At 58.0% G+C, this 24192-nt stretch carries 26 protein-coding genes and 1 pseudogene; 18 read left to right on the forward strand and 9 right to left on the reverse strand.

The features are described 5' to 3' along the window. Positions 1-151 precede the first annotated feature (151 nt). From PVA48_RS06235 to PVA48_RS06255, 5 genes are all read left to right on the forward strand, one after another. Positions 152-1120, forward strand: a complete 969-nt coding sequence (locus PVA48_RS06235) for a hypothetical protein (RefSeq protein ID WP_423232410.1) — start codon at positions 152-154, stop codon at positions 1118-1120. Between the two features lie 92 nt (positions 1121-1212). Continuing rightward, a complete protein-coding gene (locus PVA48_RS06240; RefSeq protein ID WP_423232411.1) occupies positions 1213-2238 on the forward strand; it encodes a hypothetical protein in 1026 nt (341 codons plus the stop codon). Between the two features lie 457 nt (positions 2239-2695). Beyond that, positions 2696-4561 carry an SLC13 family permease gene (locus PVA48_RS06245; protein WP_102727920.1) on the forward strand — a complete coding sequence of 622 codons (1866 nt, stop codon included), beginning with the start codon at positions 2696-2698 and terminating at the stop codon, positions 4559-4561. Positions 4562-4684: 123 nt separating this feature from the next. Continuing rightward, positions 4685-4921: a hypothetical protein gene (locus PVA48_RS06250; RefSeq protein WP_022396413.1), complete on the forward strand. Its 237-nt coding sequence runs from the start codon at positions 4685-4687 to the stop codon at positions 4919-4921. An 85-nt stretch (positions 4922-5006) separates the two neighbouring features. Then, a complete protein-coding gene (locus PVA48_RS06255; protein ID WP_423232412.1) occupies positions 5007-5594 on the forward strand; it encodes a hypothetical protein in 588 nt (195 codons plus the stop codon). Here the strand turns inward: PVA48_RS06255 and PVA48_RS06260 are convergent. The 7 genes from PVA48_RS06260 to PVA48_RS06290 form a co-directional block, all read right to left on the reverse strand. Further along, on the reverse strand, positions 5559-6590 hold the full coding sequence (locus tag PVA48_RS06260; protein WP_022396411.1) for a glycosyltransferase family 10 domain-containing protein: 1032 nt from the start codon (positions 6588-6590) through the stop codon (positions 5559-5561). The two genes, PVA48_RS06255 and PVA48_RS06260, sit on opposite strands and share 36 nt — an antisense overlap. Before the next feature lie 158 nt (positions 6591-6748). Continuing rightward, positions 6749-8803 carry an acyltransferase family protein gene (locus PVA48_RS06265; RefSeq protein ID WP_423232413.1) on the reverse strand — a complete coding sequence of 685 codons (2055 nt, stop codon included), beginning with the start codon at positions 8801-8803 and terminating at the stop codon, positions 6749-6751. 92 nt (positions 8804-8895) lie between these two features. Further along, positions 8896-9894, reverse strand: coding sequence for a glycosyltransferase family 10 domain-containing protein (locus PVA48_RS06270; protein ID WP_102727922.1), 999 nt, complete (start codon positions 9892-9894; stop codon positions 8896-8898). A gap of 122 nt (positions 9895-10016) precedes the next feature. After that, entirely contained in the window at positions 10017-11015 is a 999-nt protein-coding gene (locus tag PVA48_RS06275; RefSeq protein ID WP_418390790.1) for a glycosyltransferase, read from the reverse strand. A gap of 11 nt (positions 11016-11026) precedes the next feature. After that, on the reverse strand, positions 11027-11290 hold the full coding sequence (locus PVA48_RS06280) for a hypothetical protein (protein ID WP_423232414.1): 264 nt from the start codon (positions 11288-11290) through the stop codon (positions 11027-11029). Between the two features lie 452 nt (positions 11291-11742). Beyond that, positions 11743-12549, reverse strand: coding sequence for a hypothetical protein (locus PVA48_RS06285; protein WP_102749373.1), 807 nt, complete (start codon positions 12547-12549; stop codon positions 11743-11745). 26 nt (positions 12550-12575) lie between these two features. Beyond that, a complete protein-coding gene (locus PVA48_RS06290; RefSeq protein ID WP_102727925.1) occupies positions 12576-13730 on the reverse strand; it encodes a glycosyltransferase family 2 protein in 1155 nt (384 codons plus the stop codon). A gap of 301 nt (positions 13731-14031) precedes the next feature. Between PVA48_RS06290 and rfaD the strand changes: the two are divergent. The 7 genes and pseudogenes from rfaD to PVA48_RS06325 all read left to right on the forward strand — a co-directional run bounded on the left by rfaD (position 14032) and on the right by PVA48_RS06325 (position 18037). Further along, positions 14032-15017 (forward strand): annotated as a pseudogene (gene rfaD / locus PVA48_RS06295) (ADP-glyceromanno-heptose 6-epimerase). A gap of 21 nt (positions 15018-15038) precedes the next feature. After that, positions 15039-15734: a glycosyltransferase family 9 protein gene (locus PVA48_RS06300; protein WP_309557316.1), complete on the forward strand. Its 696-nt coding sequence runs from the start codon at positions 15039-15041 to the stop codon at positions 15732-15734. A gap of 14 nt (positions 15735-15748) precedes the next feature. Next, the gene (locus PVA48_RS06305) at positions 15749-16012 is read left to right on the forward strand and encodes a hypothetical protein (RefSeq protein WP_309557315.1); all 264 of its coding nucleotides are present in this window, start codon (positions 15749-15751) and stop codon (positions 16010-16012) included. Further along, positions 16009-17034 carry a glycosyltransferase family 2 protein gene (locus tag PVA48_RS06310; RefSeq protein WP_102727926.1) on the forward strand — a complete coding sequence of 342 codons (1026 nt, stop codon included), beginning with the start codon at positions 16009-16011 and terminating at the stop codon, positions 17032-17034. The genes PVA48_RS06305 and PVA48_RS06310 overlap by 4 nt, the downstream gene beginning before the upstream one ends. 21 nt (positions 17035-17055) lie before the next feature. Then, positions 17056-17517 carry a glycosyltransferase family 8 protein gene (locus PVA48_RS06315; RefSeq protein WP_423232415.1) on the forward strand — a complete coding sequence of 154 codons (462 nt, stop codon included), beginning with the start codon at positions 17056-17058 and terminating at the stop codon, positions 17515-17517. Beyond that, on the forward strand, positions 17508-17768 hold the full coding sequence (locus tag PVA48_RS06320; RefSeq protein WP_423232416.1) for a glycosyltransferase: 261 nt from the start codon (positions 17508-17510) through the stop codon (positions 17766-17768). Before PVA48_RS06315 ends, PVA48_RS06320 begins: the two co-directional genes overlap by 10 nt. Then, complete coding sequence (locus PVA48_RS06325; RefSeq protein ID WP_423232417.1) at positions 17765-18037, forward strand: hypothetical protein; 273 nt, start codon at positions 17765-17767, stop codon at positions 18035-18037. Before PVA48_RS06320 ends, PVA48_RS06325 begins: the two co-directional genes overlap by 4 nt. A gap of 13 nt (positions 18038-18050) precedes the next feature. On the opposite strand, the gene PVA48_RS06330 is transcribed toward PVA48_RS06325, so the two are convergent. Then, positions 18051-19085: an SIR2 family protein gene (locus PVA48_RS06330; protein ID WP_180972956.1), complete on the reverse strand. Its 1035-nt coding sequence runs from the start codon at positions 19083-19085 to the stop codon at positions 18051-18053. A 112-nt stretch (positions 19086-19197) separates the two neighbouring features. Next, complete coding sequence (locus tag PVA48_RS06335; RefSeq protein WP_102727927.1) at positions 19198-20049, reverse strand: metallophosphoesterase; 852 nt, start codon at positions 20047-20049, stop codon at positions 19198-19200. A 473-nt stretch (positions 20050-20522) separates the two neighbouring features. On the opposite strand from PVA48_RS06335, the gene PVA48_RS06340 reads away from it, so the two are divergent. From PVA48_RS06340 to secG, 6 genes are all read left to right on the forward strand, one after another. Next, positions 20523-21536, forward strand: a complete 1014-nt coding sequence (locus PVA48_RS06340) for a DHH family phosphoesterase (protein WP_146019302.1) — start codon at positions 20523-20525, stop codon at positions 21534-21536. 14 nt (positions 21537-21550) lie between these two features. Further along, a complete protein-coding gene (truB, locus tag PVA48_RS06345) occupies positions 21551-22267 on the forward strand; it encodes a tRNA pseudouridine(55) synthase TruB (RefSeq protein WP_022396397.1) in 717 nt (238 codons plus the stop codon). A gap of 4 nt (positions 22268-22271) precedes the next feature. Continuing rightward, a complete protein-coding gene (ribF, locus tag PVA48_RS06350; protein ID WP_309557314.1) occupies positions 22272-23111 on the forward strand; it encodes a bifunctional riboflavin kinase/FMN adenylyltransferase in 840 nt (279 codons plus the stop codon). Next, the gene (locus PVA48_RS06355) at positions 23084-23206 is read left to right on the forward strand and encodes a riboflavin kinase (RefSeq protein WP_309557313.1); all 123 of its coding nucleotides are present in this window, start codon (positions 23084-23086) and stop codon (positions 23204-23206) included. Before ribF ends, PVA48_RS06355 begins: the two co-directional genes overlap by 28 nt. 73 nt (positions 23207-23279) lie before the next feature. Continuing rightward, complete coding sequence (locus tag PVA48_RS06360) at positions 23280-23618, forward strand: aspartate 1-decarboxylase (protein WP_067569353.1); 339 nt, start codon at positions 23280-23282, stop codon at positions 23616-23618. 41 nt (positions 23619-23659) lie between these two features. After that, positions 23660-24139, forward strand: coding sequence for a preprotein translocase subunit SecG (secG, locus tag PVA48_RS06365; RefSeq protein ID WP_022396394.1), 480 nt, complete (start codon positions 23660-23662; stop codon positions 24137-24139). Positions 24140-24192: the final 53 nt, after the last annotated feature.

Genomic DNA, 24192 nt, shown 5'->3' on the forward strand with positions numbered 1-24192 from the left:
AGGGCTTAAGTACTCCGTTGACGCCAAGGGCATCGAAGAGGCAAAGCAGCAGATTGAAGAACTCGGCAGGATAGAGGCCGGAGGCGACCTTTCCGCCTATGACAAGGCCCTTGAAAACGCCAATGAGAAGCTGGGGGAATTCGCCGATAAGATGACAGATGCCGGCTCTCGCATGCGGGCGGCGTTCCAGGACAACCCCGGACTGGAAGCGTTTATCGATGACGCGACCGGAGCCGTATTGACGGCGGAAGAACTCAAGAAGAAATTTGAACAGATTGATGACGTCGCGGAAGTCCTCAATAACAAAATGTCAGATTTGGACCTGGGGGCGAAGTGGGGCGAAAACCTTGATGAAAACCTTCAAAAGATCCTCGACGGCTACAATAAGGAAATGGACGCCGCCGACAAGGCCGCGGAAAAAGCGGCTGCTGCGGAGGCCCGGAAGCAACAGCAGGCAGCGGCAACCGTGGAACGGCTGGAAGCCGGGAACCGCCGCGCCGCCGCGTCCTATGAGGAATTGCGGGCGGAACTGGAAATCTATATTGCCAAGCTTGAAGAAGCCCGGAAGGCCGGCGACAACGTAGCCCAGGCGGACGCCCTGAAGAATATCCAGGACTTGGAAAAACGTATCACCGCTGCCGGAAAGGCCGGAGAACTTACCCGGCGCCAGGTCCGGGGCTTATCCGCGCAAGTGACGGAAGCGGCCGCCCGCATCCTGGGAATGTCCTCTTCCCTCCGTGGGGCAATTCCGTTCATTCGTCTGTTCGGAACGTCCATCAAGGCGGCTATGGGGCCGCTTGGCTGGGCCTTGCTGCTGTTTCAGGGGCTTACCGCCGGCATTACTGCCTTGGTGAATCATTTTAAGTCGAAAAGTGATGAACTTGAAAGGCAAGCGGAGGAAAAAAAGAAAAATATGGATAAGCTCATTAAAGAAGCAAATGAGCTAAAGGCGAAACTGAATAATGAATCTATTTTACAAAAAGAAAATGATCTTACGGCCAGAATTGCCGATAATAGGAAAATTGAAGTTGAAGCTTTACGGGAAGCCGTACGGGAACAAAGGCGTTTGATTGACTTGCAATCAAAATTCTTGATGAACAAGACCGCGCCCGCCTGCTAGATGTTGAAACTGATTTTTATAATGGAAAATACGGAGACCCTAACAGCCCGGAAGCAAGACGGAAGCTGGACCGCGTTCAAGAAGGAATAAGAATGGATGCAAATGCCAGACATCGAACGGAAGCAGAGGAAGCGGCGCAAGGTAGCGTTACAAATGCGGGAAAGGAATTGAGCAAGGCCGTTGAATCATTAAATCAAATAAAAGACCGTCTGGCAGTCTTAGAAAATACGCCTATTCTCTCTTTGGATGAATTGAAACAAATTGAGGGAGAAATTTCTAAAATAGAAAGCGGAAAAATTACATTCCCTGATTGGGAAAAATTGTATGCGGCAAGAAAACAAAGAGATAATTCCGATCAAGCTTTAAAAGAAGCTGGTTATGATATTACTACAGAAACGGCCAGGGAAAATGCCTATAAAGCCAATGATGAAGCTTTAAGGAAAGCCAGGGAAGAACAGACAAAAGCTTTAGAAGCACAATACAAAGCGGAAGATACTCTTGAACAGGCCACAAAAGAATTGGCCGAACGCCGTGCGCTTAATGCAGCCCAAAGTGCCAGAGATACAGCACAACAAAGGAATACAGAAGCAAAGCAGAAAAACGCTCAACGACAGGAAGAAGAAAAAGCTATACAGGATGCCCGGAAAAAAGAAGAGGCCCGACAGAAAGTCAGGGATGCCGCCATGAAAGAAGCAACTCGTGATGCAGTCAAACAGCAAGAGAAGCTGATCAAGAACGCCCCCTTTGAAGGGATTCCCCAGCATCCAACGCCCCAACAGCAGAAAAGGGTGGAAGCTGTTCAAGAAGCATGGGAGGCCGGCAAAAAGCGGCTTCTGGAAGGTATAGGCGGAGACGACAACACGCTTGATGCTTCCGAGATCAACGCCGCCATCAATGAAGCGTTGCAGACCCTCCGCAGGCAAGGGGAATCAACAGATCGCTTCATGGCTGCTGTGGTAAATAACTTTAGCAACTTAGCTACAACGATAAATGCAAACATTCAAAGAGCGCAAGACATGACCAACAAGAGAATTGATGAATTAGAACGCACTCAAAAAAGAATAAATAGACAAGTAGAATATAATATTCAGGGCATCCGAAGAGTAGCAATGCACTAATATTCTGAAGGAACTTCAACCTCATGGAGTGTCGCCCCCGACCAAATAGGCGGGGGCGTTTTTCATCTTCTGGACATCGGAAAGATAAGAATATATGTTTCATGGGCTATCACAGGCCATCACAGATAGCGAGATTATGGAAAAATGACGCTCAAGTGTACATAAAAGTGTACATATAGAACTAAAGTTATTGAATACCAATATTTGGAATGGTTCTCTACCACCACTTTTACTTTCATAACGCGTTCTCCGGAAGAACGCGTTTTTTATTGTTTCCGCGGTTGCGGGTTCGTGATGTTCAACGGGAAAAGGGAATCGCCGCCCTGTAGGAGAAGCAGGAAACGAGCATGCGCGCGGAGGATGGGGAGGCGGATGACTTGTTCAGCCTATCGACAAGGCGCGCAGGACATGTTAGATATTCTCTCTTGCCGATTTTTCATCTCTGCCGTTTATTGACATGTTGACCACGCTGCTCATTCTGGGAGTATCCGCCGTTTTGTTCGTCCAGGGGAGAATCCGTTCAGATATTGTCGCGCTGTGTTCCCTGCTGTGCCTGATTGTGTTCGGGATTTTAAGCCCGGAGCAGGCGCTTTCCGGCTTTTCCAACTCCATCGTAGTCATGATGGTGGGGCTTTTCGTGGTGGGGGGAGCCATTTTCCGGACGGGACTGGCCAAGATGCTGGGCGGCAGGATCATGAAGCTGGCCGGCAAGAGCGAGCTGCGCCTGCTGGTGCTGACCATGCTCGTTACGGCCGGAATCGGAGCGTTTGTCAGCAATACGGGAACGGTGGCGCTGATGCTGCCCATTCTGGTGAGCCTGGCCGCGGACGGCGGCATCCAGACGAGCCGCCTGCTTATGCCCATGGCGTTTGCCAGCAGCATGGGCGGCATGCTGACGCTGATCGGCACGCCCCCCAACCTGGTCATCAACAACCAGCTTCAGGAGGCGGGAATGGAGGGGCTGGGCTTTTTCTCGTTCACCCCCATCGGCCTCATCTGCATCGTGACGGGCGTCCTGCTGCTGATTCCCCTGAGCAGGAAGTTCCTGGGCCGTCATGACGACAAGACGGAACACGAGGCCAAGGGCAAGTCCCTCAGCCAGTTGATAGACGAGTACCAGATCATCAGCAATCTTTACCGTCTCCGGGTGCTGGAGGATTCCGCCCTGACGGAGAACCCCCTGCACGACCTCCAGATACCGGACCGCTACCACGTGAACATCGTGGAAGTGCGCCGCAGGCATTCCAGCCGGCATTCCTTCCTGCAAACGGTCAGCCAGACCATGGCGGGCTCGGACACCCGCGTGGCGCGGGGAGACGTCATTTACGTGATGGGGGAGTTTGAGGACGTGGACCGTTTCGCCCGGGAATACGGGGCGGTGATGATTAACCGGAAGACGTCGGAAGATACGGATTCCCTGCTGAAGAGCAAATTGAAGTTTGACGAGATAGGCATTGCGGAGATGCTGCTCATGCGCAACTCGGACCTCATCAACATGCCCGTGAAGTCTTCCGGGCTCCGCGCCAAGTACGGGGTCAACATTCTGGCCATCCAGCGGGACAACCATTACATTTTCCACAATTTGAAGGATGTGAAGCTCCAGTACGGGGATACGCTGCTGATTCAGGGAACCTGGGCGGATATTGCGCGCCTGAGTGAGAAAACCTTTGAATGGGTCGTGGTGGGCCAGCCGCTGGCGGAGGCGTCCAAGGTGACCCTGACGCACAAGGCTCCGCTGGCCGCTGGCATCATGCTGCTGATGATTGCGGCCATGGTGTTCAACTGGGTGCCCGCGGTGGCCGCGGTGCTGATCGCCGCCGTCCTGATGGTGCTGTGCGGATGCCTGCGCAACGTGGAGGAGGCGTACCGGACGATCAACTGGGAGAGCATCGTGCTGATTGCCGCCATGCTGCCGATGTCCGTGGCGCTGGAGAAGACCGGCACCTCGGAGGCCATCTCCCACGGCCTGGTGGCCGGCCTGGGGGGATTCGGGCCGTTCGCCCTGATGGCGGGCGTTTATTTCACGGCCTCCCTGCTGACCATGTTCATCAGCAATACGGCCACGGCGGTGCTGCTGGCTCCCATCGCCCTGCAATCCGCGGTGAGCATGGGCATCAGCCCCTATCCGCTGCTGCTGGCGGTTTCCGTGGGCACCAGCATGTGTTTTGCCTCTCCCTTTTCCACGCCGCCCAATGCCCTGGTCATGCCGGCGGGCAAGTACACGTTCATGGATTACGTGAAGGTAGGGGTTCCCCTCCAGGTGATCATGGGGCTGGTCATGGTGGTGGTGATCCCTCTGTTTTTCCCGTTCGTGAAAGCCTAGGCCGGAGAGCCGTTCACGAGGAGGAAAGGGCGCATGGCAGTGTAATTTACATGCATTACTAAAAAAAGAGAGACAAGGGAAGCGCGTGGGAGTAGAAGAGGATTGTTTAAGAACCCCCATTTAATGATGAAGTACTTGCTTATTATTATGGCCGCCGCGTTCGCCATGCCCTCCATGGCGGAGGAAGACGCTCCCAAGAGAATGACTTCCGCGGAAAAGAAGGCCGCCCTCCTTGAAAAGTATGATACCAATAAGGACGGCAAGCTGGATTCCGAGGAGAAGACCAAGATGAAGGAGGACCTGAAGAAGCAGAAGGAGGAGGAACGGGCCAGGAAGCACGCCTCCCGCAAATCCGATTAAGGTTTTACGGCTTCGTTGACAATCTGTTTTTCAGACGGCTTGAACCGGGTTCAGGCTGAAGGGAGAACGTATGCCTGTTAAAGCGATGAGATACGGAATTTGGACCAGATGGGCCGCTGCGGCCGTGTTTGCCTCCCTGGCTGCATGTACGGCGGAAGAATGGGCGCAGTTTAACAAGGAGATGGAGCAGAATCAGCGGGCCGCCGCCGAACGCCGGGTCAAATACCGCAAGATCAGGGTCCAGTGCTCCGACTGGGAGATGGCGGATACGGCTGCCGCCTCCCTCTCGTCCAAGGGTTTCCGGGTCATGTACCCCGGAGAAGACGGCTACGGAGCCGTGGCGACCGTCAGCAAGACGGCGCAGGAGCATGTGCTGATTCGCAACGGGAATTATTTCACCACGCTGCCCGGTCCCAATACGCGGCCCGGCTACAGGACGAAGGTTACCGTGACCGTGCATAATCTGGCGGGCAGGAAGCTGGCTGAATACCAGGGGAAAGCGTTCCTTCCGAATCCTTCCACCGCATGGAGGCGGCCCGGTCCGCCTGCCGCAAGGCCATCGGCAAAATGCCGTCCAGCACTTCCATTTACTGGTAGGGGGGGAGTTTTGGCCCTTATCCTGGGGACGGCAGCCGGGCTACACTCCGGCTCCGGTCCCGCGCCTGCCGCGTGACCTGATTTTATAGGCCAGCGTATCCGCCAGCTCCCGGAGGGCGTTGAGCGGGTTTTTCCGCAGGACGTGGCGCCCTTTCAGCGTGGCGCCGGGCCGGACGGTTCCCGTTCCCCGGTGGTTGTGGATGACGGCGGCTGTCTGGGCGAACATGTTGTACTTTTCCAGCACCAGGCGTCTAGCCTCGCGAATGGCGGGAAGCCGCTTTTCGTATTCCCCGCCGTCCATGGCCTTGCGGATAATTTCAAAGGCTTTTTGCGGATCGTCCAGGGGGATGGGGATGAAGCTTTCCTGCGGGAAGCATTCCGTCGCCAGCGGGTCCCCGGCGTAAAAGGGAAGGGTCATGGCGACGAAGGCGTCGGACAGTTTTTCCGTCCAGTGATGGGGTTCCAGATGGTTTTCCACGCACAGATGGTACTTGTAGCCGTCCATGGCGACGGTTTTGTTTTCTATTTCCTGAATGCCATGCCCGAACCAGTCCAGCTCCGGCAGGCGGTCCGCCAGGTAGCGCGTGAGGTCATAACGCATTTTATGCATGGTATGCGTGTGCTGCTTGGCGGAACAGATGGTGGAAAGCATCTTGGTTTTCGGAAATTCCGTCTGGTCCAGAATCTCCTGCATGGGCTTGATGTACAGCCATTCCAGGCATCCGCGGCCCAGGGTATGGTTGGGGTGCGGGAGGTCCCGGACGGAGTGGGTAGTCAGCACGGTGCCGAACTGGCCGGTGTATGCCCGGCTGTAGATTTTAATGGAAGGGGGTTCCACCGTGATCAGGATGGTCTGGTCCGGGGGACAGAGCAGGGGTTCCGTTTCATCCTTGATGGTGCCTATGGAGTTCCTGGGGAATTCATCGTATACTAGTACCCAGTCATAGTCCGTCATGGCGGCGTCCGTGCAGAACAGGCAGTCGCCCCACAGCAGGGATTCCGTTTTATCCGGGGAGGCCTTGGTGGATTTTCTGATGACCTTGATGCGTATGGGGCGGGAGGAATCCGTCATGGGAATGGAGGCGTTGAAGCGGCGCGCGGGCTTTCCGCCGTACGTCGGGCAACCCGTCCGGAAGCATCGCGGCGGCGGCGCTGCATGACGTCAGTGTAGGGGGCCTTCCTTCCTTGTCAATGTCAAAGGATTGGGCGTTTTTCCGTGCGGAGCTTCCGTCAGTTGGACACCGTGCTTTCCATCCCCGGAAAAAGCTGGTCGAGGATGCCGGAAACCATTTTCCTGGAACCGTAGGGGGAAAGGTGGTTGTCGTCACAGTACATCAGGTGCCCCTCGTCTTCTTCCAGCCACCGCCCGTTTTTATGGAAGGCGCCGTGCAGCGGGATAAAGCGGCACAGGCCCGTGGATTCCATGTGCTCCAGCAGGGCGAATACGGGGCGTTGCCGCGTGATGAAGTCTCCGCCCAGCAGGCGGTCCGCGCGGTTGGCGTTCAGCAGCGCATTGCGCCGCATGAGTTTGCGCGGGCCGAAGGTCCATTCAGGCACGGGACCCAGCAGCACGATTTGCTTGCCGGCCTTGCGAAGGCGTGCGCAGGTGTGGAGCAGGCCGTCCGCAACCAGTTGTTTCAGGCGCATGTCCCGGTGGCTGTTGACCAGTTCAATCCAGCGGTTGTGGATGAATACGGTGTGTATCTGGGGAGTGTTTTCCAGCCAGTCCAGAATCAGGTCCATGTTGTGCTCCCAGTGCGGGTACATCATGCGCAGCAGCGTGAGGGAATCCGCGTCTCCGGACTCGGAAATGCCGCTCAGGGGGCATAGCCGCGCCCGGTAGAACAGGCCTGACCGGTTGAGGAGCCGGGCGGCGTCGTCAAAGCCCGGAGAGCTGGCCATGGCATGGCTGTCTCCCATAAGCAGGAAGGAAGGGGGCTGCCCGGTTTTACCCAGCAGTACAAAGGGGTAGTCCGTCACGTCTCCCAGCTCCGGATGATGGGGCTGGATGGCGTTTCCCTTTTCCACCACCGCACGGTCAGGGGGCGTGATGCCGAAGGAGGGCGGGAAGGCCGGCCCCTTCCAGTATTCCGGGAATGATATGTTGTTGGCGGCCACGTGCCAGTAGTCCCGTGCGCCGTCCGTCCATTTGAGCCATTCTCCGGCAAAATCCAGCGTGAGGCACCCTGCCGCCGTGAGCAGGAACGCTTTTGCGGGCTTCCGCCATGCGGCGGCTGTCCTGAAGGGGGTTTCCACGAATTTCCAGGAAAGGAAACCGAGAAGAAGGGAGAGAAGGAACATGCCCGCATAGTCCCGCGGACCGCATTCATTGAAGCAGAAGTAGGTCCAGTACACGATGACGGGCCAGTGCCACAGGTACAGGGAGTAGGAGATTTTGCCGATGCCCGTGCTGAGCGGATGCCTGAGGATGCGCCCGGACCAGCCGTGGCTTCCGTAGCGGATCAGAAGGGCCGCCCCCGCGACGGAAGGAATGGCCGTATAACCCGGAAAGGGCGTGGAGGAGGAATAACAGGCAAAGGGGAGCAGAATGCCGGCCCACCCCGCCAGCCGCAGCCAGCGTATTCCCCGGCCCTGTTCCGCAGCGACGGGAGCCAGGGCCAGGAGACAGCCTGCCAGGAGTTCCCAGGCGCGGCAGTGAAGCAGGTAAAAGGCCTTGTTATGCTCCAGATTCCCCATGTGGTAGACGGCGGCGAACAGGGAGAGCGCCAGGGCTCCGCAGAGAACGGGCTTGACGGCGTTTTTCCTGAATTTCCAGAGCAGCCACAGGGCGAGCGGAATCGTCAGGTAGAATTGCTCCTCCACGCTCAGGGACCACAGGTTCAGCAGCGGGTTTTCTTCTGCGGCCGGGCTGAAATAGTTTCCTGCGGTCCTGCTGAAATAAATGTTGGTGATGAAGAGGGCGCTTGACCTCACGGTGCGCCCCAGGGTCCGCAGGTCGTCGCAGGCCAGCACGACCGCAATCAGGCAGAAATAGGCGGGCATGATGCGCCTGATTCTCCGGTAGTAAAAGGAGGACAGGGAGAAGTTCCCTTCCTTCAGGCTGCGGACAAGGCCGCTGCCGATCAGGTAGCCGGAGATGACGAAGAAGATGTCCACGCCCGTGTACCCTCCCGGGCAGATCCATTCCTGCAAATGGTACAGGACGACGGCCAGCACGGCAAAGGTGCGCAGGCCGTCGATGTGCGGAAAGTAGGTTCCGTGGGCGGCATTTCCGGCCTGATGGAGGGAAGGTGAACAAAAGTTTTCAGAAAGGCATTTGTTCATGAGGCGGAAAGGAGGAAAATACAGGGATGGGGGAGAAAGTGAAGAGGAAGCGAGAGAAGCCGGGATGGAGTTGAACTGTCCGGGAGCCTGGATCAGTGGCGCAGGCGGTTCTTCAGCCGCCGCCATGCCAGGCGCAGCCTGTGGCCGCGTTTTAAAAAGCGCTGGTAGTAGGCAATCCATGTGCCGTCCCCCTTGCGGCGCGCTTCTTCCGGAGACTGGTCGAATATCCGGTAGAGTTTGGCTGTTTCACGTTCCGTTTCTTCCAGGAAGAGGGCTTCCTGTTCCGGGGTTTTCCAGGGGCGGGACATGATTTCACACCACAGGCCGTCGTCTTCGTCCACTTTCTTCACGTAGGCCGCGGCGTCGTCCAAGGTGGGGAAGTCGTGGCAGTTGATGAACGCGGCGGAGTTGAATTCCCTTCCGATGTCCGGATTGCCCCAGTAAATGGGGATGGTGCCCGCAAGCATGCTGGTGACGATTTTCTCGCTGGTGTAGCCGGGGTACCAAGCGTTTTCAAAGGCAATGGAGAATTTGTACGGCTTTTTCATCCGGATGGAGGAGGCGTACCAGTCTTCCGACCGGTGGCCGTCGCCCGGCGTGTTGTTGAGGTGGGGCCCCAGGGAGTTGACGAACCGGACGGAGGAGAGCTTGTGAAAAATGGCGTCCCGGTTGGGATGGGATTTGCGGTTGGCGTAAATGAAGTTGCAGAAGCCCGTTTTGGAGGCCAGGAGGGCGCGGACGTCCAGGCCTGCCTTGCCGCCGTGCACTTCCTGCAAATGGTGGCGCAGGAAGGGGAGTTTGACGGTGCGGTCGCTTCCGGGCACCGCATCCAGCCCGATGTAGTAGTCAAACAGCATGAAGTCCGGGGCGATGGCTTCATGGCAGCCGTACATGACGGTGATATGGCCGGGGGCCCGTTCCAGAAAATCGTAAAACGCTTCCCGGTTGACGTAAAACCAGGGGGTGGCGATCAGGTAGTCGAAGTCGGAATCGTCTTCCACCACGCGGTAACGGTCTTTCAGGAGCTGGTAAATGCCTTCCCTGCCGAAATCCGGAGTGGACTGTAAAAAGGAGATTTTAAGCGTTTTCATGGGAGAAGGCGGGTCGGAGTGGTTGAGAGTGTATGGGGCGGCTCTTTCTTGTCAATGACAAAGGCAGGGGCCGGCCGGGCGTGTTGGGGGAAGGTTGCCCGGCGGTTAAACATCAGCCTTTTTCACCCTTCGCGACGGTATTCCCGGAGCGTTTCTTCATACAGGGCGGCGTGCCGCGCGGCAATGACGGGGTAGGAAAACGTTTGTTCGGCGTGTTGGCGGCCTTCCTCCGCCAGGGCCAGCAGGAGCTTTCCGTCCCGGATGAGCCGTTCGCAGTGGCCTGCCATTTGATTCAGGTCTCCCTGGGGTGCCACCAGCCCCGTCCTGCCGTCCAGGACCACTTCCGGAACTCCGCCCGTCCGGAAGGTGACGGAGGGGGTCTTGCAGGCCATGGATTCCAGAGCTACGTTGGAAAGGACGTCCTGAAGCGTGGGATTCAGGAAGATGTCCGCTGCGCTGTAAAGCCCGGCCAGCTTGTTCATGTCCGTAATGAAGCCGGCATTTGTGCTGGGGAAGGGGAATTCCACGTTCTTTTCCTGGTTGCCGAAGAGCAGCAGATGAAGGTTCCTGTGCCCGCGCCGGTACAGTTCCTCCAGCACCAGGGGGATGAAATGGCCTCCCTTGACCGGATTGAACAGGCCGGTTGCGCCGCAGGCAATGACAAAGGCTCCGGACGGGATGCCCAGGGCCGCACGGATGGCCTCCCGGTCTTCCGCCGGGCGGAAGAGGTCCGTATCCACGGGGTTGTAAATCTGGACAATCCTTCTTCCGGGGAACATGCAGCCTTTTTCCACTTCCCTTTTCAGCCAGAGGGAGGGCGTCACCAGCGTCAGGGACGGTATGCGGGCGAAGGAGCGGCGCTTGCGGGAGAACAGCCACGCCGGAAGGCCGCGGAAGAGGCGGGGAGTGCCGAGCTGGGGGCAACTGCCGCGGCATTCGTCCCGGAATCGGTCGCAGTCCATGGTGCAGTGGCACCCCGCGGTGCAGGCAAACATGTCGTGCAGCGTATAGACCAGCGGGCGGCGGATGTGGCTCAGCCGCGTGAAATCCACCGTTCGGCCGCCTATCCAGTGCAGGTGCACCAGGTCGGCTTTCTCCATCTGGGCGGTGTCGAACCCCATGCCCAGCACGTTCAGGGAGAAGGGCAGGTCCCTCCTTTTTCCGGCAGCAGGGCGTCAAATCCATGCGCCAGATGGCGGCGCAGCGCGTCCGTAGCTCTTCTGGCGGCGGATCTGCTGATTTCCAGGCCGTCTATTCCCTTGCGCCTCCTGAGCAGAAGGACGGATTCCATATCGGAAATATTCCGGTTCAGGGCATCATTCAACCGGTAGGGAGCGGAGCTGGCCGATACGCTGTGGGAGACTTGGAATACTGTCCTGCGTTGAGGAGAAGTCACATAGGGGAGTATGAGGATTAGGAATCCGGCGTCAAGCCTGCAAATCTGAAAGAAAAACGTTTTGGGAAGATTTCGCTTGCCGTTATTCCGTGAACCGGCAGACGCTGGCCCTGATGTCAGGGAGGCTTCTTCTTTCAACAAGAAGCAGGGGAAGCTGGCTCACGGAGGGGCCGCGGCTGTGAAAGGATATTTTGATTGACGGTGTTTTGCGGCTTCGGCGCCTGGGAGCGGAAGATTTCTGGCTATAATAGATATAACTCATTGTATATAATAGTATAAATAATATTAAATAGCCGTTGCTGCGTTCCGGAGGCGATAGGTATCAGGGCCGGGAGGCCGTGGCTCCCGGGAGGTACGCGACCATGAAAGGGAGATGGGGAGAATGTTGATGGAGCGGCAATTGGACCATCCCGGAGGGGGGAAAAGGAGAGCTTTTCCGAGCTGTGGCATCCTTACCGGATTCCTAATCCGCCCTTTTTGGCGGGAAGAAGAAGCTGCCTGCATTTTTGCAGCCAGCCTTTTTTTGCGGTCCGCGGGATTCCCATGTCGCGCCTGTCCTGGAATGGAAAGGAGGAAAGCTGTTCCCAGTCCTCCGCATAGGTTTCCGTACCGTCCAGGGCGGTGATGCCCTGCAGCTTGCACAGGATGGAGAAGATGCTCTGGTCATACCGGTTTTCCACAAAGCCCGGCAGGTTGGGAGAGGCGGAGGGAGAATTGTCCGCCAGGTGCAGATGGTCGTAAAAGACATGGAGCCAGTCCCGGATCAGGCTTTCCGTGACCGGGTTCTTTTTCAGAAAGACGTGGCCCCCTGCAATTTGCTGGGTGTGCGTGACATGGACATCTTCCCCGGAAACGCCGAAGTGGCGCAGGATGTCCCCCTTGGTCCATTTGTATTCCGGCTGCCCGTTGGTGAAAACCAGCATGCCGCGGCTGTCCCGGTCCAGCATGTCCACATATTCCCGGAAACGCTTCGCTCCGTTAATGTTGATATGGCAGCCTGCATCCAGGTACAGGAGGCGGTCGCCTTCCTGCATGTCCTGCAGGACGTGGTGGATGGCCCAGGGTTTCCAGGACCAGTACCCGAATCCCCGGCAGGACGGCGTCAGGTATTTGCCCATGCGGCCGGTGAATTCCGCGGAAAGGTCATGTTCCGTGAACAGCGTGATCTCATCGAAAAATTCCAGCGCTTCCGCCTGCCTGCCCAGCCGTTCCAGGGCGGCCGCCATGCGGGAGTCTGCGAATGAGAGAAAGCGGTTCATTGTCCGGAAGGTAGGGATAAGGCAATTTACAGGGAAGGCGGCGATGTGTCAAACGGCTCTTCCGGCGAGGCGTTTTTCCCTTGGAAACCGTTGGAATGCGCTTGGGAAAAATGTTCCGCGAGCATTCTTTTGCAGGAGTAATAGCGTCCCTTCTGTCCGGGAAGCAGGGAACAGGCCGCCAGCAGGATGCGGCCCCAGCCGTTGGATGGCGGCTGCGCCGAGTTCAGCAGGTCCACCAATTGCCTGTCCCGGCCCGGCAGGACGGAGAGGAACCGAGCCCCTTCCGCGTTCCGGTAGAACAGGTGCCACCAGTCCAGCAGGGACTGTTGCTGAACGGCGGTCATCTGGTGGAAAAGAGGATGCTTGGAAACGAAGAAAGGCCTGATTTTCCGCACGCCATAGGCGAACAGGCCTTCATTCTGCCATCCGTGTTCCTTCCAGTAGTCCACGATGTACAGCAGACGCTGGAATTCCTGCACGCATTTGAAGTAGGTGGGGTCATTGCAGCGGCGGGAAAGGGAACCGCTCCGCATGAGGCGGTAGTAATACAGGCAGTCCGGAATGAACAGGAGGCGGGAGGCGTGGGGGACGGCCATCAGCCGGAAGGTTTCATCCTCCGCGCCGGATTTCAGGTTCACATTGAAGCGGAGGCGGTGGGCGTCCAGCATGCTTTTCCGGAACAGCTTGCTCCATACGCAGATGTCCATTTTACCCCAGATGGAGTCCCGGAAGAAGCTGGCCGGGGAGGCGTCCTTTTCAAAATGCCAGGAGGGCGACCTCCTTCTGGCCTCAATGAGCCGGTCCGACGAGTCCTCGAAGACATGGTTGCCGCACTCCACGATGTCCGCATCATGTTCCAGGGCCGCGGAAAAAAGGCGGGAGTACATTTCCGGGTCCACGTAGTCGTCCGGGTCCGCAAAGCCGACGTAAAGGCCCCGCGCCGCATCCAGCCCCGCGTTCCTTGCGGCGGAAACGCCCGCGTTCTGCTGGTTCAGGAGGATGATTCTGCCGTCCTTTTCCTTCCAGCGGAGCAGGTGCGCCCAGGTATCGTCCATGGAGCCGTCATTGATGCAGATGATTTCAATGTTCCGGAGGGTCTGCCGAACCAGGCTGTCCAGACAGTCGTCCACATAAGCGGCTACATTGTAGCAGGGAACGATGATGGAAACGTCGGGACGCATAAGCTTATAATGTATGTAACGGATTTACAATCCGTGGTCAATGATAATTTTTGCAAGATAAATATTACCGAAGGTTTTTAACGTTGTCAGCATGAAAAGAGGGGATGAAGGCCGGGGATTCCGCGGGATGCGCAGGGATTGCGTTCCAACGGTTTTCCGCGTGGACCGGCCAGGGGTTGGAGTATCCGGATTGTAAATTCGTTGAGAATTTGGAGTTCGGGAACGCCTCAAATGGCAGTTGCCTAGGGCCGGGTGGATGTGGTACAAAAGGCCGTACAACTTCTTCATTTATTCTTCTCTTATGATTATTGTCACGGGTGGGGCCGGCTTCATCGGCTCAAACATTGTCGCCGCTCTGGAAAAGGCCGGTAAAAAGGATCTTGTGGTGGTGGATGAGCTGGGCTCTTCCGACAAGTGGAAAAACATCGCCAAGAGAGAGCTGTGCGCCGTGATTCCTCCGGAGGACATGCTTGACTACATGGAGGCGCATGCGGAGGAGATTGAGGCCGTCATTCACATGGGGGCCATTTCCGCCACCACGGAGACGGACGCTGATCTGATCATCCGGACGAATTTCACGCTGAGCTGGCGCCTGTGGGAGTTCTGCGCCCTGTACGGCAAGCAGTTTATTTACGCCTCTTCTGCGGCCACGTACGGGGACGGCTCCATGGGGTTTGACGATGACTCCTCCCTGGAGCACGTCAATGCCCTGCGCCCCCTGAACGCGTATGGCTGGAGCAAGGCCCTGTTTGACCGCAAGGTGGCCCGGGAGGTGAAGGAAGGGCGGCCGGTTCCTCCCCAGTACGCCGGGCTCAAGTTTTTCAACGTGTACGGCCCCAATGAATACCACAAGGGGGGCAGAAGAGCGTGGTGGCCCACATTTTCCCCCAGGTGAAGGTGAATGAAACGGTGAAGCTGTTCAAGTCCTACCATCCCGACTACCGGGACGGCTGGCAGCTCCGGGACTTCGTGTGGGTGGGTGACTGCGTGAACGTGGTGCTCTGGCTGCTGGACCATCCGGAGGTGAGCGGATTGTTCAATGTGGGGTCCGGGGAGGCGCGCTCCTTCTACGATCTGGCGAAGGCGGCGTTCAATGCGCTGGGGCTCCAGGAAAAGATTGCCTACCGGGAGATGCCTGAAGAACTCAAGGGCAAGTACCAGTATTATACGCAGGCGGACCTTTCCAGGCTGCGCGCCGCCGGCTATGCAGCTCCCATGACTTCCCTGGAGGACGGCGTGCGCCAGTACGTGCAGAAGTATCTGGACAGGGAGGACAGCTACGTTTAACCCGCATTCCTTTTTCCGCCCATGCCCGCACAGCGCATTCTGATGATCAAGCACGGCGCCCTTGGCGACGTGGTGCTTGCCATGGGGACGATGAAGCGGCTCCGGGAGCTCCATCCGGAGGCGCATATCACCCTGATGACCATGGGGATGTTTGTTCCCATGGCGGAACAGCTCGGGGTGTTTGACGATTTCATTGTGGACAACCGCCTGCCCTACCGGAAGCTGGGCGCCACGTGGGGGGCCATCCGTTCCATCGTGAAAGGGAATTTTGACGTGGTGTACGACCTCCAGGAATCTTCCCGCACCAGGAAGCGTTATTATCCCGCCGTGCGCTTCCTGCTGGACCATGACATGGACTGGGTGGCCTGCAATTCCGGGGAACGGCGCAGGCTGCTGAAAAAAGGCGGCTTCCGGTTTGGCAGGGTGGTGAAGGAACCGTTCCACCTGGAACGCGTCCTGACGGACCTCTCTTTCATGCACGGGGAAGGGCTGCATTTTGACGAGCTTCCGGAACGCTACGTGATGATGATTCCGGGCTGTTCCCCCAGCCATCCCTACAAGCGCTGGCCCGTGGAGAATTTCTGCGCCCTGGCCCGGCGCTTGGCGGAAAGGGGCATTTCCTCCGTCGTGATCGGCACCCGGGCGGAGGCCGCGGAGGTGGAGGCCATTGCCGCCAGCTCCCCCTGGCCGTCAGTTTTCTGGGCAAGTCCACCCTGATGGATATTCCCCAGATGGCGCTCCGTTCTCTGGCCTGTGTGGGCAATGATACTGGGCCTACGCACATGTGCGCCTATGCCGGGGTCCCGGTGACCGCTATTTTCTGCCACCGGACGCGCAAGTCCGCCATTACGGCCCGGTGCATTTCCAACCTGATTTCCCCCGGCTCCATTGAGGAAATTACGGTGGACCAGGCGTGGTCCACGCTGGAGCCCTTCCTGCCCCCGCAGGAAGAGCTTGAACCTGCAAAAATGGCGGCCACTCCGCAGGCGTCATGATGGCTCCCGTGAACATTTCCGTGCTGGTTCCGGTTTACAATGTGGAACCGTATCTGGCCCAGTGCCTGGAAAGCATCTGCGCACAGACGCTCCGGGAGCTGGAAGTGGTTTGCGTGGACGACGCTTCCACGGACGGGTCCCTGTCCATCCTGCGGGAGTTTGCGGAGCGGGACCAGCGGGTGAAAGTGGTGCAGGCCCCGGAAAACGGCGGCCTTTCCCGCACCCGGAACCTGGCGATGAGCCATGCGCAGGGAGAATACCTGGTGCTGGTGGATTCAGACGACTGGCTGGAAACGGATTTGCTGGAGGAGATGTACAGCCGTGCGAAGGCGCTGGACGCCGACAAGCTGGTGTGCGGGTTCCGGTATTATTATGAGTCCGACCCCGGAAGGGAGGACCGGTTCCTGCCGGAGGACATCGCGCCCCCCGGAAAGGGATGGATTCCCTGTACGCCGGAAACCATCGGTAAAATACACCATGGAGCGGGCGGCATGATGATACGGCGTTCCGTTGTGGAGGAGCACGGCATCCGGTTCCCCGAGGGCGTTGCCTGCGAGGACCTGTATTTCCACTATGCCGCCTTTCCGCGGTGCAGAAGGGCCTGTGTGGTCAGCAGGGCGGCGTACGTTTACCGCAAGCGCGCCGGGTCCATCACCAGCGGCTTTGCGTCCGGCAGTTCCCTTCAGTCGCTGGATTACCTGACGGTGGCGCAACTGGTGCTGGAAGAGTGGAAACGAGCCGGAATCCTGGAGGAATACAGGGCGGCTTTTCTGAAAATGCTGGTGATGGGCGTGCGGAATATCCGCAAGTACGCCCCCCATGCCGTCCAGAAAGAGGTCACCCGGAAAGTGTCCCGAATGCTCCGTGAAGAAAACCTGTACCGTCCCGGAGAGGAGGATTCCCGCCTGTCCCGCCGGGAAGAAAAACTGCTGAAAACCTGGCTGGCCGGAAAATCCGGCTTGGACTTTTCCTATTACTGGAAGAGAATGCGCAAAGCGGGCGCCCGGCTGCTGCGCCGCTGACACCACCCGAACGATCGACCGATGAAGAAGAATGAATTTGCCGTCGTCCTGGCCAGTGACAACCGGGGCATCCTGCCTTTGAGCGTTACCGTCTTTTCCCTGCTGAGCACCGCTGCTCCGGAAACCTTTTACAAGATTTACATCCTTTCCGACGGCATTGACGGGGAGAACCGGAACAGCGTTGAGCGCCTGGCGGCCCCGTTTGAGTGCCGGTTGGAGTTCATAGACGTTTCCGGCATTCTGGAAAAGCACGACTTTCCCCATACGGAACAGTGGCCCGTGCCCGCCTGGGGCCGCGTGTTCATCCCGGAGTTATTGAAGGAGGAGCGGGGCAACATCCTGTATCTGGACATTGACGTTCTGGTTTGCCGGGATTTGACGGAGCTGTTCCGGACGGATATGTCCGGCAACGCGGTGGGAGTGGTGTTTGAGAATTTTCCAGGCCCGGCTCCCATTTCAACGAGCGCCTGGAGATGCCGCTGACCTGCACGGGGTATTTCAATTCCGGCGTGCTGCTGATGAATGTGGACGTTTTCCGGGAAAAGAACCTGGTCAGGGCCGTGCTGGATTATGCCGTCAGTCACCGGGACAGGCTGACCTGTCCGGACCAGGACGCGCTGAACGGCGCCCTGTGCGAGCTGACCGTGCCGCTGCATCCGCGCTGGAACTGGCATGACGGCCTGACGCGCCGCATCCTGAAGAACGACCCAGGGAACGGTTCTGGCGAGGAGTGACGCCGCGCCAGGCGGTGGAAGCGGCGCTGGAACCGGGCATTCTGCATTACCAGGGGGTGCACAAGCCCTGGCGGTATAATTGGCGCTATGAAGGGGAACGTTACGAACGCGCCATGCGTGAAGCCGGGCTGCTGCATGGCCCGCTGCCCGGAAGAACCCTCCCGGCCATCCTGAAAAAGCACCTTTACCGGCCTGTTTACCGGATGACCAGGAATAAAATTCTCAGGCTGCAAAAGCAGTTTGAGAAGGAGGATGGCACATGCTCCTGAAGCCGGATGCGGGTTAATGTGCCTGTTTTATTCTGTACTGGATATCACGTAAAACCGCCCGGTAATACTTCTCGTAATCCGTACCTTTCGCGTTTTTTCCGGGAGGCGTGGGCGAAGAAGAGCAAACCTCCACATCAAATTCTTCCAGAAGGGCTTTCATGGCTTTGGCGGGCTGGCCGTAGAAAACGATGCGGTTTTGGATGCAGCGCGCCTTTTTTGAATCGCGCAGCCATCGTGACCGGAGGTTCAGGATGTACAGCAGGTCTATTTCTTCCGAAGAAAGATTCAGCCCCATGATGTAAACGTTGGAAAAGAAAAACAGGTCAATCCATGATTCCTCCAGTTGAAGCTGCGGCTTGCGCAGCTTTTCCGGGATGCCCGCTATTTCTTTTTTCTGTTTTTGGACCCAGTAAGTGTAGGTTCCCTTTAAATAGCTGTCAATTTTACCGATGCAGCCGCAATAGTGCTCATACCCGTATTGAATCGTGAAGGAGGAGGGTTTTTCATTATAGGTGCCGTGAATGTTCCAGATGCGGAGGGAGCGGCGTTCCTTCTCCATGCAGACATGGCGGCGGATGCTGTATTTGGTTTCCGAATTCCGGCGCTGGCTTGTCTTGTAATGCTGTGATTCCAGGATCTGCACCAGGAACGTGTCGTAATTGGTGGTCAGATAGTCGTCTATTGGAAGGGCGGCAAGCTGGTGTAAAACGGAGCCGGGATATTTCTGCGGGGTGAACTCTTCCAGTTTCTTCTTGAGCCGGTCACGCACATCGGAGGATACTTTGCCCATGTCGGCTTCCGGATGCCGTTTTTGTTTTTTCAGGATCAAATACTCGTAAATCAGGGGAAAAGGCAGATAGTCCCCCTGGTCTCTGAACGGGCAATAGATGTCTTGCTTGCAGCCTTCACCGCCGTTGCAGGGAGGGCAGACGGTTTCCTTGAGCAGGTCAATGCTGCTTGGGCTTCCCAGTGTGCGGATCAAACCGTTGCCAAACAGGACGGCGTTCTTTCTGAGGGTGGATTTGGTATTGGTGGAAGTAGTCATCATGGAAAACAGCGGAACCATTCTCCATGCTGGTCCATGGCCGCGAAAAATCAAGAAACAAAGAAAAATCCTTTTCCCGCCGCCGTCTAGTCCGGCATGAAAAGGGCTGCCGGCGTCAGTGCAGTTCCAGCAGATAGATCTCCGGAGGGCAGTTGAAGCGGAGGGGGAGCGTGCTGGTTCCCAGCCCCTTGGTAATCAGATAGGTGTTGCCGCCGGAAATATGCCAGGGGTAGGTGTAGGGCTGGGCGTGTTCCGGGCTGGCTTCAAACCACAGGAGATTGAAGGGAAGGCGTATCTGGCCGCCGTGGGTATGGCCGCTGATGACGATGTCCGCGTCCCCATGGGAAAGCATGTGATCCGCTTCCGGACGGTGGGAAAGCAGGAAATGGGGTATATCCGGGGACTGGCGCTTGGGGAGCCGTTTTTTGGAATTGCGCGAGGTGTCCAGCATTCCGGATAGCTGGAGCTGCCTGCCGTCCTTGAACGTGACAAGCGCGCTTTGGTCTTCCAGCACCGTGATGCCGGCCCGGGTCAGTTCCTTGCGCCAGTTGTCCCAGCCGAAGGTGAAGTCATGGTTCCCCTGGATGGCGAAGACGCCGCAGGGCGCTGCCAGCCCCCGCAGCAGCCGGGCGGCCGCGGCGGGGCTCATGCTGGCGTTTCTGCTGGCGCCGCGGGCATAATCCCCTACCAGCAGGATCAAGTCCGGCTGAAGCTGCATGATTCTCCGGACGTAGCGCAGCGCCCTCACTTCATCAAAGGCCGTGGGCATCAGGTGAAGGTCTCCGGCAATGACGACTTTAACGGGTTTTCCGCGGCCGTTCCACTGGGGGACGCGGTAGTCCACCTTCCGGACGAACAGAAGATTGGGTTCTATCAGGTACGCCCAGGTAATGCCGGCTACGCCGAGCGCGCAGACGCCCAGCAGCAGGGTGCCGAAAAGCCGGAGTATTCTGACGGAGAAGGGCATGGAAGGGAAGCGGCTTGGCAGAGACTATAATTCCTGAGGACCGCAGGCGAGCGATTTATGCGTCTTGCCATTTGAGAAAGGCCCGATTGCGGGGAGAAGCAGGCGGAAAGGCGCCCCCTTGGGAGATTTTAGCAAATTTGATTGACGGGCGCCCGCATGGTATGCTTTTATGCTCCAAGATATTTCCATATCCTTTATCACCCATCATTTAACCACGCATATGAAGAAGATTACCGTTATGGCTCTTGCCGCTTTTGCGGCGAGCATCATGGCTTCCTGCTGCTGTCAGGATCAGGGTGCTCCCCCTGACCCCCCTTCCCAAGTTCAATGACCTGAACCAGCCCGCCGTGGATGTGGCTCCGGTGGTCATGAAGTCCAAGAAGTAATCCTCTTCCGGGATTAGGTACGACTTTTCAAGCCGCACTTGGTGATTGTCCAAGTGCGGCTTTTTCTATAAAAATGCGGCAGAACATATGGAAGATTGGAAACATTGTCCCGAATTTGCGCCTTTGGCGGACCTGTTCCGCAGACATGACAGCTTTGCGGTAATTGCGCACGTGCATCCGGACGGTGACGCCATCGGTTCCACGCTGGCGCTGGGGGAAGCCCTGAAGCAGATGGGCAAGAAGGTGGTGATGATGAACGAGGACGGCGTGCCTTCCAATCTGGCCTTTATGCCGGGCGTGGAAAATATCATCCCCACGCCCGATGAGCCGGTGGACGTGGAAGTGGCCGTTTCCGTGGACAACGGCGCGTTCAAGAGGCTGGGCGAACGCAGTCTGAAGGCCCTGGCGGGAGTGAAGGTGTGGGCGAACATCGACCACCACCAGACTAATGAATTGTTCGGGGACGTGCAATGCGTTCTGCCGGACGAGTGCGCCACGGGTGCGGTGCTGTATTATTTTTTCAAGTATCTGGGCGTTCCCGTTACCCCGATAATGCGTGACGCCCTATACGTGGCCGTCAGCACGGATACGGGTTCCTTCCAGTACCAGATGACGACGGCGGCCGTGATGGAGCTGGCCGCGGATTTGATCCGGATGGGCGTTGACGTCCAGGACATCAACCGCCAGCTTTACCAGGAAAAGCCCTGGGTGAAGATGCAGCTGATGCGCGAGGCTCTGAACGGCATGAGGCTGACGCCGGACGGCAGGATTTGCACGTTCTGCCTGACGAATGAGGCGAAGGCACGGATCGGCAGCCGTCCGGAGGACACGGAAGGCCTGATTGACCTTTTGCGTTCCGTGCAGGGAGTCTGGCTGGCCGCTTATCTGGAGGAGGCGGAGGACGATCCCCGTATCCGCATTTCCCTGAGGTCCAAGACCCCTGAAATATCCGTGGCGGAGCTTGCCTCCCGTTTTGGAGGCGGCGGACATGCCATGGCCGCCGGAGTGCGCATCAGGGGACCCATTGAAGAAGTGCGCCTCACCATCCTGAAGGCCATGCAGGAGGAAGTGGAACGCGTGCTCCAACAGCAGATTTCATGAACGCTTCAGATTCCATGCAAGCTCCCTCGGGCGTCCTGTTGATTGACAAGGCGCAGGACATGACCTCCCACGACGTGGTGGCGATTGCGCGCCGCTCCCTGGGGATTAAGAAGATCGGCCACTGCGGCACGCTGGACCCCATGGCTACGGGGCTGCTGATGCTGGTGGTGGGAAAGGCGACCAAGCTTCAGGACAAGCTGATGTGCGAACACAAGGAATACGCCGGAACCCTGACGCTGGGAGTGGAGACCTCTTCCCAGGACGCCATGGGGGAAGTGGTGGCGGAGTATTCCGTGGACGGCGTGACGGAACAGGCCGTGCGCGAGGCGTTTGACCGGTTTGACGGCGCTTTTGAGCAGATTCCCCCGATGGTTTCCGCCATTAAAAAGGACGGCGTCCCGCTGTACAAGCTGGCCCGCAAGGGGCAGGAAGTTGTGCGGGAGCCGCGGCCCGTGGAGGTGTTCGGCCATCAAATTTCCCGCGTGGCCGTTCCGGAAGTGGACTTTACCGTTCAATGCTCCAAGGGTTTTTACGTGCGTTCCTATGCGTATGACATCGGGAAGGCGCTGGGCTGCGGAGCGCATTTGAGCGCCCTCCGGCGCATCAGGTCCGGTTCTTTTACGCTGGAGCGCGCCGTTACGGTGGATACCCTGAAAACCGCCCCCAGGGAAGAGCTGTTCCGGGCCATGCTTTCCCTGGAGGAGCTGGCGGACATTCTGATTGCCAGGTAGCAGCATGGTCATTTACCGGGAGTTTAAGGAACTGAAGGGTGTTTCTTCCCCCGTGCACTGGGCCATGGGGATGTTTGACGGGCTGCACCTGGGGCATGCCGGAGTGATTGCCGCAGCGGTGGAAGGCGCGGCCCGTGACGGAGGCATTGCCGCCGTGCTGACGTTCCGCACTCATCCGCTGGCCCGTGTCCGCCCGGAAAGCGTGCCGCCTGCCATTATGGCGGTGGATGCGGAAAAGTTCGCCCTGATGGAAGAGCTGGGGGTGAAGATGGTGCTGACGCTGGAATTTTCCTCCCGGCTGGCTTCCATGAGCCCGGAGGAATTCATCAGGGAGCTCTGCGCCTCCTGCCGCGTGGCGGAGATTGCCGTGGGGGAAGACTGGCACTTTGGCCGAGGCCGCGCGGGCGATGTGGAAACCCTGCGCCTTTTGTCCGGCCGCTACGGGTTCCGGGTGACGGCCGTTCCGCCCATCCTGCGGGACGGGGAGCGCGTGAGCAGCACCCGGATTCGCGAAGCCGTGCGTGCGGCGGATTTTTTACAGGCGGCCGGCATGCTGGGCCGTCCCTACCGCTGGAGGGGCCCGGTGATTCATGGACGCCAATTGGGACGCCTGCTGGACTACCCCACGGCCAATATGAAGCCCGGCTGCGGGTTGCAGCCTCCTCATGGCGTTTACGCCGTACGCGCCCGGGTGAACGGCGCGGAATATGGGGGCGTCGCCAACCTGGGGGTGCGTCCCACGGTGGAAGGGGAGGGGGGGAACTGTTGCTGGAAACGCATTTGTTCGGCCAGCCGGGGGACATTTACGGGCAGGAAATGGAAGTGGTGCCGGTCCGGTTCCTGAGGGCGGAAACCAAATTCCCCTCCCTGGAAGAACTGAAAAGCCAGCTTGCGCTGGACGCCGCCCAGGCCGCTGAGGTGTTGAGACGGGATAAGTAAGACACAGAAAACCGTAAAATGGAGGATGACGGCTTGACCGAAAGAGCGATCGGGGGTTTGTTGTTCGGACGTCATGTTGGTTGAGCAGTTAAAATCAAAAATCCATCGCGCCATGATTACCCGTGGCGATGTTCAATATGAAGGCAGTATTGAAATTCCTGCCGATTTGATGGCCGCTGTGGACCTGTGGCCCGGAGAAAAGGTCCTCGTGGCGTCCGTCACGTCCGGAAACCGTCTGGAAACGTATGCCCTGCAGGGGCCTGCCGGTACGGGGAACATCATCATGAACGGCGGCGCGGCCCATTTGATCAAGACGGGCGAACGGGTGGTTATCATGAGCTTTGCCCTGTCGGACAAGCCCATCGTTCCCAAGAAAATCGTTTGCAACGAGCATAACGAAATCATTTCCTAGACTTTACAAACCATCTGAATTCACACATACTCCCCGCGTTCATGAACCTTTTTTTAGCAAATTCACTTAATATCAGCATTCAGTTACTCTTTGCCGTTCTGGTGATTGTGTCACTTCTCCTCCTGGGCGTGGTGCTTATGCAGAGACCCAAGCAGGAAGGGCTGGGAGCCGCTTTCGGCGCCGCCATCACGGACCAGGCCTTCGGCGCGCGGACTACGGATGTGCTGAAAAAAGCTACGGTGTACTTCGGCTCCGCCTTCATGATTCTTTGCCTGGTGCTGGGCATGCTGATCAACCGCCAGCACGTCAAGAGCTCGGAAAGCCTGCTGAGCCCGGAAATGATGAAGGCCGCCGCCAAGCAGGAAGCCTCCGTTCCCGCCAAGACGCCGGAAGAACTCCAGCAGGAGGAGCTGCGCAGGCGCGCCGCTGAGGCGGAAGCCGCTTCTTCACAGGCTCCGGCTCCCGCTGTGCCGGAAGCTCCCGCTCCTGTCTCTCCGGAAGCTCCCGCTCCCGCTAATTAAAAGAATGTTCTTTTTAAACGCCCCGGCCGTCCTCCGACAGCCGGGGCGTTTGC

The organism is Akkermansia sp. JRP_AM1, from assembly GCF_049262625.1.
Taxonomy (GTDB): Bacteria; Verrucomicrobiota; Verrucomicrobiia; order Verrucomicrobiales; family Akkermansiaceae; genus Akkermansia; species Akkermansia massiliensis.